This window comes from Allobosea sp. NPDC055332 (assembly GCF_053645455.1).
In genome coordinates, this window is the sequence record NZ_JBSHMO010000004.1 from 298,386 (window position 1) to 310,579 (window position 12,194).

Annotated in this window: 9 protein-coding genes; all 9 read right to left on the reverse strand. The window is 68.5% G+C overall.

The genetic code is table 11. The features are described 5' to 3' along the window. Positions 1–6 precede the first annotated feature (6 nt). Positions 7–1,455, reverse strand: coding sequence for an FAD-binding oxidoreductase (locus ACWIGM_RS23020; protein ID WP_454028295.1), 1,449 nt, complete (start codon positions 1,453–1,455; stop codon positions 7–9). A 108-nt stretch (positions 1,456–1,563) separates the two neighbouring features. Next, positions 1,564–2,451: a sugar phosphate isomerase/epimerase family protein gene (locus ACWIGM_RS23025; protein ID WP_454028296.1), complete on the reverse strand. Its 888-nt coding sequence runs from the start codon at positions 2,449–2,451 to the stop codon at positions 1,564–1,566. Between the two features lie 14 nt (positions 2,452–2,465). Then, on the reverse strand, positions 2,466–3,080 hold the full coding sequence (locus ACWIGM_RS23030; protein WP_454028297.1) for an NIPSNAP family protein: 615 nt from the start codon (positions 3,078–3,080) through the stop codon (positions 2,466–2,468). A gap of 21 nt (positions 3,081–3,101) precedes the next feature. Further along, complete coding sequence (locus tag ACWIGM_RS23035) at positions 3,102–4,820, reverse strand: FAD-dependent oxidoreductase (protein WP_454028298.1); 1,719 nt, start codon at positions 4,818–4,820, stop codon at positions 3,102–3,104. Next, positions 4,817–6,556, reverse strand: a complete 1,740-nt coding sequence (locus ACWIGM_RS23040) for an FAD-dependent oxidoreductase (protein ID WP_454028299.1) — start codon at positions 6,554–6,556, stop codon at positions 4,817–4,819. The genes ACWIGM_RS23035 and ACWIGM_RS23040 overlap by 4 nt, the downstream gene beginning before the upstream one ends. A 9-nt stretch (positions 6,557–6,565) precedes the next feature. Beyond that, complete coding sequence (locus ACWIGM_RS23045) at positions 6,566–7,372, reverse strand: shikimate dehydrogenase family protein (protein ID WP_454028300.1); 807 nt, start codon at positions 7,370–7,372, stop codon at positions 6,566–6,568. Positions 7,373–7,396: 24 nt separating this feature from the next. After that, positions 7,397–9,919 carry a branched-chain amino acid ABC transporter ATP-binding protein/permease gene (locus tag ACWIGM_RS23050; RefSeq protein WP_454028301.1) on the reverse strand — a complete coding sequence of 841 codons (2,523 nt, stop codon included), beginning with the start codon at positions 9,917–9,919 and terminating at the stop codon, positions 7,397–7,399. After that, entirely contained in the window at positions 9,916–10,785 is an 870-nt protein-coding gene (locus ACWIGM_RS23055) for a branched-chain amino acid ABC transporter permease (protein WP_454028302.1), read from the reverse strand. The genes ACWIGM_RS23050 and ACWIGM_RS23055 overlap by 4 nt, the downstream gene beginning before the upstream one ends. 89 nt (positions 10,786–10,874) lie before the next feature. Then, complete coding sequence (locus ACWIGM_RS23060; RefSeq protein ID WP_454028303.1) at positions 10,875–12,146, reverse strand: ABC transporter substrate-binding protein; 1,272 nt, start codon at positions 12,144–12,146, stop codon at positions 10,875–10,877. Positions 12,147–12,194 lie beyond the last annotated feature (48 nt).

A 12,194-nucleotide genomic window follows, 5' to 3' on the forward strand; every position in this document is an offset into this window, starting at 1 on the left:
AGGCCCTCAGGCGAAGTAGGTGTCCCACATCTGGTTTCGGAAGATCATGTTGGGATCGTGGCGTCGCTTGGCTGCGACGAACTGCTCGGCCTTGGGATAGGCGGTGCGCAGCTGGTCGCGGCGCGCGTGCAGGCGATAGGGCAGATAAAAGGAGCCGCCGAAGCCGACGACGCGCTCGATCAGCCCTTCGGTCAACTGGATCATGTCGACCTCGCCTGCCGGCGAGATCTCCTGCGAGAACGACATCACCGCGGCGATGCGCGGCGCCGGCGCGAAGGCCAGCACGGCGTCAGGATCGGCCCCGACATAGCGCAGGGTGACATTGAGGAACTCCGCCTTGGCCGGGGGGATCAGCGCGCGGCAGGCAAGGATGAACTCGCCGAGCTTGTCGGGCGGGATGAAGTATTCATGCAGAATGTCGGTGCGGCGACCGTCGCGCCCGGCGAGGTTGACCACCGGCTCGGCCATCAGCGAATTACGCGTCGCCACGGCGGAGGCGACATTGGGCGCGATCCGGGTCTCGGCCGTCCAGCGGAACCATTTGAACAGTTCGCTGCCGGTCTGGGCCCGGTAGAGCTCGCGCGACAGGCCGGTCATGCTGCCCGACTGTGTTGCAGCCGGGAGTTTCGCCGGCTGGCTCGCCGCGGGGCGATAGGTCACGAGCAGGGCCTCGTCGAACAGGTCCTGGCGGGCGACCGAGAGCCGGCCATAGGCCATGCCGACCTTTGGATCCTGCACCGCCTTGATGAAGGCGGCGGAGAAGCGGTTCGCCGGCATGGTCTGGAAGGTCGGTGCCATCAGCGCGTTCGCGACCATCTCGACTTCGAGATCGACGATGATCCCGAAGAGGCCGTAGCCGCCCATCGCCAGGCCGAACAATTCGGCATTCTCCTGGCGCGAGCAGGTGACGAGTTCGCCATTGGCCATGAGGAGGCGCAACGAGCGCACCGTCGAGCCGAACGGGCCATAGGGCACCGGCCAGCCATGGGCATTGACGCTGAAGGTGCTGCCGAGGCCGAAATCGCTATTCGACTGCATCACCGCCGGCGAGAAGCCTTGCGGGTCGAGCGCCTTGATCACGTCCCACCAGCGCGTGCCGGCGACGGTTCGGTAGGCGCCCGCCTTGCTGTCGAGCTCGATCGGGCCGCCGGGCAAGGTGACCGCGATGCCGTCGCGCGGCAGGCTCTGGCCGCCCATCGAATGGCGGGCGACGCCGACGGCGACCGGCCGCTTCTCTGTCGCCGCAGCCTTGAGCTCCGCGCGCAGCAAGTCGACGAGCGGTTCGGCCGGGCCCGACTTCGGCCGGACGTGCTTGGCCACAGGCGTCGGGTTGAGCAGGCTGGCGTCGTTGAGGATCGGGCGGATATCGGCGTTCGCAGGGCGCACCAAGGTGGCAGCCGCCGCGCCCGCCAGGACCGAACGCCGGGTGAGATTGGGGCCGAGAGGGGAAGTCATCAGGTCTCCGGATCGCAGCGCGTGCAGGATAGCCGGAGACGGAAAGCTGGTCGACCGGCCGCAAGAGCGACTGGTCGATCCGGTTAATGCCGTTTGCTTAGGGCTGATTTAGCGGGTGGCGGCCTGATCGCGATCGAAGTGCCGGTCGGGGGGCGTATTCCGGCGCAACGAAGCTCCTTGGGCTAGAGCGATGTCGCGGGCGGCGAGGACGGCTCGTGCTGCCGCAAGGGCCTGGCGAGCCCATTCGCGAGTGCCGAGCCGGCTCGAGCGTTCGAGATGCGGGACCTCGACGCTGACCGGAAGATCGGCCGGGAGCTGGCTGAAGATGCCGACGAGGTCGATGCCACCTTCGCCGGGGAGCAGGCGGGCCTGCCGGGCGGTGTGGATCAGGCCTTCGGTCGTGCCCGGAATCTCGGCCGGAGCATCGCAGAGCTGGGCATAGCTCAGGCGTGCCGCCGGGATCGCGGCGATGTCGGCGAGCGTTGTCGTGGAGCGCCCGGCATGCAGCGCGTCGACCAGCACGCGGCCATTGGGCTGATTGGCAGCCTCGACGATGCGCAGCGCCGTGCTGGCATCCGGGACTTTCGTCCACGGCATGAATTCGAGATTGCCGGTCAGGCCATAGGCCGCCGCCGCCGCGCAGAAGGCGGCGAAGGAGGCGGTGAGACGCGCCTCGTCGGGATCGTCGCCGGCGACGAGCACGGCGCGGGCCTTGAGCGCGCCGCAGATCTCAAGGAAGGGCTTGATCGCTTCGACGGAGAAATCGCCGCCGAGCCGGATGATCTCGACATCGAAGACCGGGACGCCATCGGCGATGGCGCGCCGGGTTTCGGCCAGCAGCGCGGCATCCTCGATCAGCAGGCTGGTGTCGCCGCCGGGGGTGGCCGGGAGCGCGCGCAGGCCGACCGCGTCATAGCCGAGTGCGGCGGCGAGCCGGACCGCATCGGGCGGGCTCAGCGGCACGGTGGTGAGATAGGCGAGCGACATCAGCGGCATGGCCGGCTTCCTTCTCAGGCGAGCGGCGAGATCGCGGCCGGCAGCGCGATCGTCGAATACATCTCGCCGGTCAGCCATTCCGGCCCGCCCTTGGGCGGCCAGATTCCCCTGGCGACGGAGTCGGCGCGGACGGCGGCGCGCTGGTCGAGACCTGCGTATGGCCAGATATGGGTGAAGCGCGGCGGGCCGTCGAGCGCGTACATGGCGATGACGAGGGGAGAGAGTTCGACGCGCGCCGGTATGGCGGCCTGCCAGGCGGCGATCGTCGCCGGCACGCCGCCGTGCCTGAGCATATAAGTGCGGATCTCGTAGACGACGCCGAACTTGCCGGGCCGGACCGGCGGCAGGAAGGGGAAGGGCGCATAGCTGTCGAAGGCGAGCCTGGCGATGTCCTCGCCGGCGCCGAACGGATTGCCGCTTGAGAGCATGCGCTGGCGTTCGGATAGCAATTCCGCTTCGTCGGTGAAGCCGCGGAGCAGGATGACCTGGTTGAGCGTGCCGATCTCGCTCGTCCAGCAACCGAGCAGGCGGCCCTTCGCCTCCGGCGCCTTCAGCGCTGCGTCGATCGCGGCGACGACTGCGCCCGTCTTGCCCAGGCGGACGGTGAGGGTGGCGATTTCATAGCGCATGGCGGCTCTCCGGGCGCGGGATCAGGAACGGTTGTTGGCGAGCGGGATGCCGCCAGCATGGTGGGCGGCGACGTAGCCGAAGGTCATGGCTGGGCCGAGCGTGATGCCGCCGGCGGGATAGCGGCCGGCCATCATGCTCGACATGTCGTTGCCGACCGCATAGAGGCCCGGAATCGGCGCATCGCGCTCATCGAGCACGCGGGCCTGCGCATCCGTCTTCAGCCCGGCGAAAGTGCCGAGGCTGCCGGGCACGATCCTGACCGCATAGAACGGCCCCGGCCCGAGCGGCGCGACGCACGGGTTTGGCTGATTGTCGGCCGCGCCCTGGATGCGGTTGTAAGGCGTCTCGCCGCGGCCGAATTCGGGGTCACGGCCCTCGGCAGCGGCGGCATTGTAGGCTTCGAGGGTTCCGGTCAGCCCGGCAGCGTCGATGCCGCAGGTCGAAGCGAGCTCAGTGATCGTCGCGCCGCGCTTCAGGTAGCCATTGCCGAGCCAGGGCCGGATCGGGAAGGGCCGGGGCCGGACGCGGCCGAGCCCGTAGCGGCGCAGGAAGGCGTGATCGCAGAGCAGCCAGGCTTCAGCCGGCTCGCCTACAGGCGTCGCGGCGAAGAGCACCTGCATCACGTCGTGGTAGGAATCGGCTTCGTTGCAGAAGCGCCTGCCGTCGCGGCGCACCATCAGTGTGCCCGGCTTGGCCCGCTCGACCAGATGCGGAAAGCGGCCGGGCTCGCCACCCGGCTTCGGCACCAGCGAGACCGGCGCCCAGGCGCCGGCATGCGCCAGGTCGGTTCGGATATGTCCGCCCGCGGCCTCACCGAGCCTGAGGCCGTCGCCAGTATTGCTGCAGGGCGCCGCCGACCAATGCTCCCGGCCGCTCGGCGCATGCGGGAAGAGCTCTGACTTGCGGGCGAGATCATGCGGAAAGCCGCCGGTGGCGAGCACGACGCCGCGTTTCGCCTGGATCGTCCGGCGCCGGTCGCCGTGCTCCACCACCGCGCCAGCGATGCGCTCGCCTTCGCGCAGCAATTCCACCGCCGCAGCGTCCTTGAGCAGGGCGATGCCGAGATCATCGGCGGATTTGAGCAGGCGCGCGACGAGGGCGTTGCCGTTGACGAGATGCAGGCCGCGGCCATGGCTGGCGCGATCGACGACGTGGCGCGCCAGCCGGCGCAGTACGTGCAAGAAGGAAGAAACCCTGCGCGTCGCATTGAGGAAATGCTGCAGGTCGGCACCTGACGCGATGTTCATGCCGAAGGGCGCGATTTCGGCCAGCGGCGGACGCAGATCCTGCAAGCGCGCGCCGAGTTCGCGCCCGTCGAAAGGCTTGGCGCAGAGCGAGCGGCCGCCGGTGCCGGCGCCGGGCGTGTTGCCGTGGAAGTCCGGCATCAGGTTGCCGTCGATGAAGTCGACCGCGCTTTCGCGCCGGAAGAAATCGACCATGCGCGGCCCCTGCTCGATCAGCATGGTGACGAAGGCCTCGTCGTAACCCTCGCCGAGTTCGTGGCGCAGATAGGTGCGGATCGTCTCCTCGTCCTCGTCGATCCCGGCGGCGCGGGCGAGCGGGTTACGCGGCAGCCACATCCAGCCGCCCGACCAGGCGGTGGTGCCGCCGAAATGGCGCTCCTTCTCGATCACGACGACATCGAGACCGAGGATTGCGGCGGTGACGGCGCTCGCCAGCCCGCCGGCGCCGGAGCCGATCACCAGCAGGTCGCAGGAGCTGGGCAGGTCACTGCTCATCCCGCTGCACGCTCCGCGGCCGGCGTGCGCAGGCCGAGTGCATGGCGGATCGCGCACCAGGCGAAGGTGATAGCCGGACCGATGGTGATGCCGGGGCCCGGATAGGTGCCGCCCATGATCGACTGCGCCTCGTTCCCGCAGGCATAGAGCCCGCCGATCGGCCGGTCGCCCTCGCCGAGCACCTGCGCGTTCTCGTCGATGACGAGCCCGGTCGCGGCGCCGATATCGCCCGGCGTCAGCTTGACCGCGTAGAAGGGCGCGGTCGCGATCGGACCGAGCGTCGGATTGGGCAGGCTGCGCGAGGCATCGCCGTTGACGCGGTGATAGTCGGTGGTGCCGCGGCCGAACTCCGGGTCGGCGCCAATGCGTGCGTGGTCGTTCATGCGCGCGATGGTCTCGGCGAGCGTCGCCGGATCGATGGCGAGCTTGCCGGCGAGCTCGGCGACGGTCGCGCCTTCGACGAGATAGCCGTCGGCGAGGAAGGGCCGGAGGTCGCGCGTGCCCATCCGGACCATGCCGAGCCCATAGCGGCTTAAGGACTCGGCGTCGGTGATGATCCAGCAGGGAATGGTCGGGCGCGTCTGGTTCGCCTCGAACATGGCGCGGCTGAACAGATGGTAGGAGGTGGATTCGTTGACGAAGCGCCGGCCGGTCTGGTCGACGCAGACGGTGCCGGGCTTGCTGCGGTCGAGCACGAAATGCGGGAAGACGGCGGTCGAACCGTCCGGCCTCGTCCGCGTCGAGACCGGCGCCCAATAGGCATTGTCGCGGCTGCCTTCGCCGAAGCGCGCGCCGAGTCTCAGCGCCAGATCCTGCATCGCGCCGGTATGGCCGGGGGCGGCAGGGCTGAGCGTTGGCGTCGGGCTATGGAGCATGGCGCCGCGTCGCTGCGGATGACGGTTGAAGCCGCCGGCGGCGAGCACGACGCCGAGGCCGGCCGCGATCGCACGCGTCGCGCCGCCCTGCTCGACGACGACGCCGGTGACACCGTCGGGCCCGCTCGGCAAATCGGTGATCGAGGCGTTGAGCAGCACGGTGCCGCCATGCTGCTTCAAGGTCAGCAGCAGGCTGCCGATCAGCGCGTTGCCCATGACGAGGCGGGTGCCGCGCTTGCTACTTAGGCGATCTAGGCCGTAGCGGCCGAGGATGGCGGCCGCATGCCTGAACGAGGTCCAGGAGGTCCTGAGCTTGAGCAGATGGCCGATATCGGTGCGGTCGATCATCATGCCGCCGAACAAGGTGAATTCCGGGATCGGCGGGCGGATGCGCTGGAGATCGGCGCCGAGCCGGCGGCCGTCGAACGGGATCGGCTCCAACGCGCGGCCGCGCAGGGTCGAGCCCTCGACATCCGATTCATAGTCGGGATGGGTCGCATAGGGGCGGAAGTGAACCGTCGTACGCTGCTCCAGCGTGGCGATCGCCTGCGGCCCTGCGCGCAGGAAAGTCTCGCGCAGCCGCGCCGAAGAATGGTTGCCGACGACGCCGTCGAGGAAGCGGGCGGCCTTCTCCAGGGAATCGCCGGTCGCGACCTTCTCCGCATGCAGCGAATTCGGGACCCAGGTCGTGGCGGCGGAAAGCGCGCTGGTGCCACCGACATGCTCTGTGCGCTCGACGACCAGCACCGAGCGGCCCTCGATCGCGGCGAAGACAGCCGCCGCCAGTCCGGCGGCGCCGGAGCCGGCGACGATGACGTCATAGGAGGTCTGTTCCGGCAGGGCCGCCAGTGTCGTGAACATCAGGGAACCTCAGCCGATACGCTTGCCGGCGAGCAGGAAGTCGACCATGGCACTCTGCAGCGCCTGGTACATGTCGCTACCCGTAGAGGTCTTGCAGCCGCGCTTGCGGGCGGCCTCGATCAGCGGCGAGACGACGGGAACGGTGATGACGCAGCCGACGAAGGTTCCGGGCGCGAGCTTGTCGACCTCGACCGGCAGCGGGTCGCCCGGCTTCATGCCGGCCGGGGAGGCGTTGGCGACAAGTTCGAAACCGGTCGGATCGGCCGAGCCGACACGGACTTTCGCGCCGCCCCGGCCGTCGAGGCGGGCGATCAGCCGGTCGCGGCGCTCGGCGTCGGCATCGTGGATGGCAAGTTCGCGGACGCCGGCATCGACGAGGGCGAGTGCGATCGCCGAGCCGGCGCCGCCGGCGCCGACCAGCAGAGCGCGCTTGCCGGCGGGCTCGCCGCCATTGGCCTTGACCGCGCCGACGAAGCCGAGCCCGTCGACGATGTCGCCATGCCAGGCACCGTCCTTGCGCCGGCGCATGATGTTGACGGTGCCGAGGAAGTCGCCGCGCTCGGTGGCGCTGGCGCAGTGGCGATGGCAGGCGAATTTGTGGGGGACGGTGACGATGATGCCGTCGCAGTTCGGCACATGGTCGAGCGCGCTGAGGAAGGCATCGAGATGCTCGGGCGCGACGCGCACCGGTGCGACGATGCCGTCATGGCCACGTGCGGCGAAGGCTGCGGTCATGCCGGCCGGGGACTTAACCTGCGCGATCGGCTCGCCGACGATGACGTTGAGGCGCGTCGCGCCGGTGATGGTGATGCTCATGGTCCTGTCCTCCGGCAGCAGCCCTCAGGCCGCGCGAGTGTCCTGGGTTTCGACGACGCCGAGAAGCCGCGCCTGCAAGGCTTCATCATGCTCCAGCTGGGCGGCGTCGCCGGCGAAGGCGACCTGGCCGTTGACCAGCACATAGGCGCGGTCGACGATCGGCAGCACGAGCTCGGCATGGTGTTCGACGATGATCATGGCGATGCGGCCGCGCAGCTTAACCAGCGCCTCCATGACCTCGTTGACCACGGCCGGGGCCAGCCCCTCGAAGGGCTCGTCGAGCAGGACGAGCTTGCTCGGCACCATCAGGGCGCGGGCGATCGCGACCATCTGGCGCTCGCCGCCCGAGAGGTTCTCCGCCTTGGCGGCCTGGCGCGTCTTGAGACGGGGAAACAGGGCGAAAGCTTCTTCGAGTGTGATGCCGCCCGGGCGCTGCGCCAGCAGCAGGTTCTCGGTGACGGTGAGGTTCGGGAAGAGCCGCCGCCCCTCCGGCACCAGCGAGATGCCGAGCCGGTTGATCTCGAAGGGCCTGAGCTTGCGCAGGTCGGTGCCGGCGAAGCTGATAGAGCCTGCGTCGAGCGGCAGGCTGCCGGTCAGCGCGCGCAGCGTCGTGGTCTTGCCGACGCCGTTGCGGCCGAGCAGCGCCACCGCCTCGCCCTCGCGGATGGCGAGATCGACCCCGGAGAGCACGGTGCTGCCGCCATAGCCGACGGCGATGCCCCTGGCGTCGAGCAGGACCGGGCTGGTTGCTCCCGCGCGGCGTGCCACGGCCGGGGTGCTCGCGCGCTCGCCGTCCCTGGCGGTGCCGAGATAGGCGGCGATGACCTCGGGATTGCGCGCGACCTCGGCCGGCTTGCCGTCGGCGATCATCCGGCCCTGATGCAGCACGGAGATGCGGTCCGAGATCGCCAGCACGCGGTCGATATCGTGCTCGATCAGCAGCACGGCGTGGCGCTGGGCGAGCTTGCGGATGAGATCGGCAACGACGATGCGGTCGGCTTCGGCCAGCCCCGCCAGCGGCTCGTCGAGCAGCAGGAGCTTGGCCTCGATCGCCAGGGTCACGCCGATCTCGAGCAGGCGCTTGGCGCCATGCGGCAGGTCCTGGGCGAGCTCGGCGGCCTGTTCGGCGAGGCCGACCGCGTCGAGGATCGACCAGGTCCGGGCGTTGATCGCGTCGTCGGCATGGGCATCGCGCAGCAGGCCGCGCGCGCCGATCCGCTGTGCCTGCACGGCGATGCGGACATTCTCGAACACACTGAGATTCGGGAAGATCGAGAGGATCTGGAAGGAGCGGCCCATGCCGAGCCGGGCGCGGGCATGCATGGGCAGGCGGGTGACCTCGGTGCCCTCGAAGAAGACCTGGCCGCTGGTGGGCGGCAGTACGCCGGTCAGCATGTTGTAGAAGGTGGTCTTGCCGGCGCCGTTGGGGCCGATGATCGAGTGCAGCACGAAGGGCTTGACCTGAAGGTCGATCTCCTTGGCCGTCACGAGGCTGCCGAACTGCTTGGAAAGCTTGCGCGTCTCCAGGATCGGCTTGTCCGGATCCATCGCCTGGGCGGCGCTGACATAGGGTTCGATCAGTGCCGGCCGCGGCGGAATGCTGTTGCGGGTCAGGGTCCAGCGCTGCTTGCCGAAGAGGCGCTGGGCCAGGCCCTGGATGCCCTCCGGTGAAAGCAGCGCGAACAGGATCAGGATGGGCGCGAAGATCAGCCACCAGTTCTCGGTGATAGCCGAGAGTCGGTTCTCCAGGATGATGAAAGTGATCGCGCCCCAGAGCGGGCCGAGAAAATGGTGGACGCCGCCGAGCACCGTCATCAGCAGCGCGTCGCCCGCATGCTGCCAGCTGAGGTTGTTGGCGTAGACGCCCTGCAGCAGGAAGGTCAGCAGCGCGCCGGAAAAGCCGACGAAGCCGGCCATGACGACGAAGGAACCGAGTCTCAGCAGATAGACGTTGAAGCCGAGGCTGCGGGCGCGCTGCTCGTTGTCGCGCACAGCCTGGAGCGCCCGGCCGAAGGGCGAATGCACCAGCCGCCAGAGCAGGCAGATGCCGGCGACGACCGCGGCCAGCACGAAGAGATGGAAGGAGAGGTCGCTGGCGAAGCTGGCGCGGGCGACGCCCTGCAGGCCGTTCTCGCCGCCGGTGACCGCCGTCCATTTGAAGGCGATCTCGAAGGCGATCTGCGAGCAAGCCAGGGTCAGCAGCGAGAAATAGAGGCCCTTGCGGCGCAGGATCAGCGCGCCCAGCACGAAAGCGAGCGCCAGCGAGAACAACACGGCGAGCACGATACCGAAGAGGTCGTTGCTGATCCGCCCGAGCACGAAGAAGGCGGCGGCATAGCTGGCGCAACCGAAGAACACCGAGGCGCCGAACGGGACGAGGCCGGTGTAGCCGACGAGCAGGTTCACGCCCATGCCGTAGAGCGTGTAGATCGCGATCTGGGTGATCAGGCCGATCGGTGCGCCCAGGCCAAGCCAGAGCAGCGTCAGGCCGGAGAGGACGATGCCGGCCCAGAGGGCGGGATGCGCAAGGAAGCTGCGGAGATTCATTCGAAGCGCTCCCACTTTTCACCGAAGAGGCCACGGGGACGCACGAGCAGGATCGCCGCCATCAGCACGTACATCGCGGCGCCCGCCCATTCCGGCTGGAACTGGATGGTCATGGCGATGGTGATGCCGACGAGCAGGCCAGCGACGATGGCGCCGGCATAGGAGCCGAGCCCGCCAATGGTGACGATGACGAAGGCGGGCATGATCGCGCTCGCCGCCATCGAGGGCGTCACGGTCCAGAGCGGCGCTGCGAGCAGGCCAGCCAAGCCGGCGAGCAGGCAGCCGATGCCGAAGACGAAACTGAACACCACCGGCAGGTTGATGCCGAGCAGGCCGACCATCTCGGCATCGCGCGAGCCGGCCCGGATGATCCGGCCGAAGGGCGTGTAGGTCAGGAAGGCCCAGAAGGCGACGAGGGCCGCGACCGTCACCAAGAGCACGAACATCCGGTACTTGGTCAGGAGGACCGGCCCGTATTCGACGAAGCCGGAGAGGAAGCGCGGCGCGCTGAACGGCAGCGGCGCCCCGCCGAAGATCATCCGCAGCACCGCTTCGAACAGCAGCGCCAGCGCGAAGGTCAGGATCAGGCCGAGCAGCGGCTCCTTGCCGTAGAGATGGCGGATCAGCACGATCTCGACCAGCATGCCGAGTGCGCCGGTGACGAAGGGCGCCAGCAGCGCCGCCCACCAGCCGAATTCGCGCGCCAGCACCAAAGCGACATAGGCGCCGACGGCGAAGAAGGCGCCATGGGCAAAGTTCACGATGCCGAGCAGCCCGAAGATGATCGAGAGGCCGACGGCGATGAGGACATAAAGGAAGCCCAACACCAGACCGTTCACGGCCTGGGACAGGATCATATCGAGCATGGGGCGCTCCTGGAGCGGGCGCGACGAGGGAAGAGGAAGGAACCGGCCGGCGCATGGTCCAGCCAGCCTTCATCCGGCTCAGCGGAGCGTCAGAGCGCGTCCATCTTGCAGGCGCTCTCGGCCTGCGAGCCGAAGGCCTTGTCGATGTCGGCTTGCGTCTTCGGCAGCTCGGCCTTGATGTCGAAATAGTCCCATTTGTCGGTGATCTTCGGCTTGATGCCGGCAATCAGCAGGCGGTTGACCATCTGGTGGTCGAAGCCGCGATAATGCACGTCGAGGTCGCCGCGCTTGACCTGCCATGTCTCCAGCGCGGCGACGATGGCCGCTGGCTCGGTCGATTTCGCGGCCTCGATCGCGTCGAGCAGGCTCTTCATGCCGAACCAGCCCATCCAGGTCTTGTCGGCAGCGGGGCGGTTGTATTTCTTCTCATAGGCCGCCGCCATCGCCTGCTCTTCCGGCGGGTTGTTCGGGTTCTTGTAGTACCAGGTCAGGGTGTAGAGCCCGTCCGCCGCCTCCGGCCCGACGCCCCAGAGATCGGTGTTGCCCACCGAGATCTCGGCGAAGGGAATGCGCCCGCGCATGCCGAGCTCGTTCCACTGCTTCAGGAAGGTGGTGAGGTCGCTGGCCGAGAGGCCGCCGATGACGACATCGGGCTTGGCGGCGCGGATCTTCAGGATGAAGGAGCTGTAATCGGGCGTGCCGACCGGCACCTCGTCGGCGCCGACGACGGTGATGCCGTTGGCCTTGCCGTACTCCTCGAAGGAACGCTTGATGTCCTGGCCGAAGGCATAGGAGGCGGTCAGGAGATACCATTTCTTGCCGATGTCGCGGCAATAGGGCGCCAGCGCCCGGGCATGGACCTCGACCGGCGGCTGCAGGCGGAAGGTGTATTTGTTACAGGATTTGCCGGTGAGCTCGCCGGTGGCGGCATTGGCGGCGATGTAGGGGATCTTGGCCTTCTTCGCCACGGCCGAGATGCCGAGCGCGAAGGAGCTGAGCGCACCGCCGACGATGCCGACGACCTTGTGCTCGCCGACCAGGCGCTCGGCGTTTTGCTGGGCGCCCTGCGGGTTGGGCTCGTCGAGCCAGACGATCTCGGCGGGGCGGCCGAGGAGGGTACCGTTGCGCTGTTCCAGCGCCAGCATGCTGCCCTGCGCCAGATATTCCGACTGATCGACGATGTTGCCGGTCTTCGCCCAGATCATGCCGATCTTGATCGGTTCGGCTGCGGCGGCGTTGCCGATATAGGGCGTGCCGAGCCTGGCGGAGACGAGGCTGGTCGCGCCGAGCGAGCCGGCGCCGAGGAGAAGGCTCCGGCGCCTGATGGTGGAAATCCGCTGCGGCTTGTCTGTGTCGATCACGACGTCCCTCCCTGCGTTGGCGTTCCCTTGGAGCCTTTTTGGCTCCGA

Bases quoted from the DNA above. Each gene is read 5' to 3' on its own strand.
- ACWIGM_RS23020 (WP_454028295.1), bottom strand. From the start codon at position 1,455: ATGACTTCCCCTCTCGGCCCCAATCTCACCCGGCGTTCGGTCCTGGCG.
- ACWIGM_RS23025 (WP_454028296.1), bottom strand. From the start codon at position 2,451: ATGCCGCTGATGTCGCTCGCCTATCTCACCACCGTGCCGCTGAGCCCG.
- ACWIGM_RS23030 (WP_454028297.1), bottom strand. From the start codon at position 3,080: ATGCGCTATGAAATCGCCACCCTCACCGTCCGCCTGGGCAAGACGGGC.
- ACWIGM_RS23035 (WP_454028298.1), bottom strand. From the start codon at position 4,820: ATGAGCAGTGACCTGCCCAGCTCCTGCGACCTGCTGGTGATCGGCTCC.
- ACWIGM_RS23040 (WP_454028299.1), bottom strand. From the start codon at position 6,556: ATGTTCACGACACTGGCGGCCCTGCCGGAACAGACCTCCTATGACGTC.
- ACWIGM_RS23045 (WP_454028300.1), bottom strand. From the start codon at position 7,372: ATGAGCATCACCATCACCGGCGCGACGCGCCTCAACGTCATCGTCGGC.
- ACWIGM_RS23050 (WP_454028301.1), bottom strand. From the start codon at position 9,919: ATGAATCTCCGCAGCTTCCTTGCGCATCCCGCCCTCTGGGCCGGCATC.
- ACWIGM_RS23055 (WP_454028302.1), bottom strand. From the start codon at position 10,785: ATGCTCGATATGATCCTGTCCCAGGCCGTGAACGGTCTGGTGTTGGGC.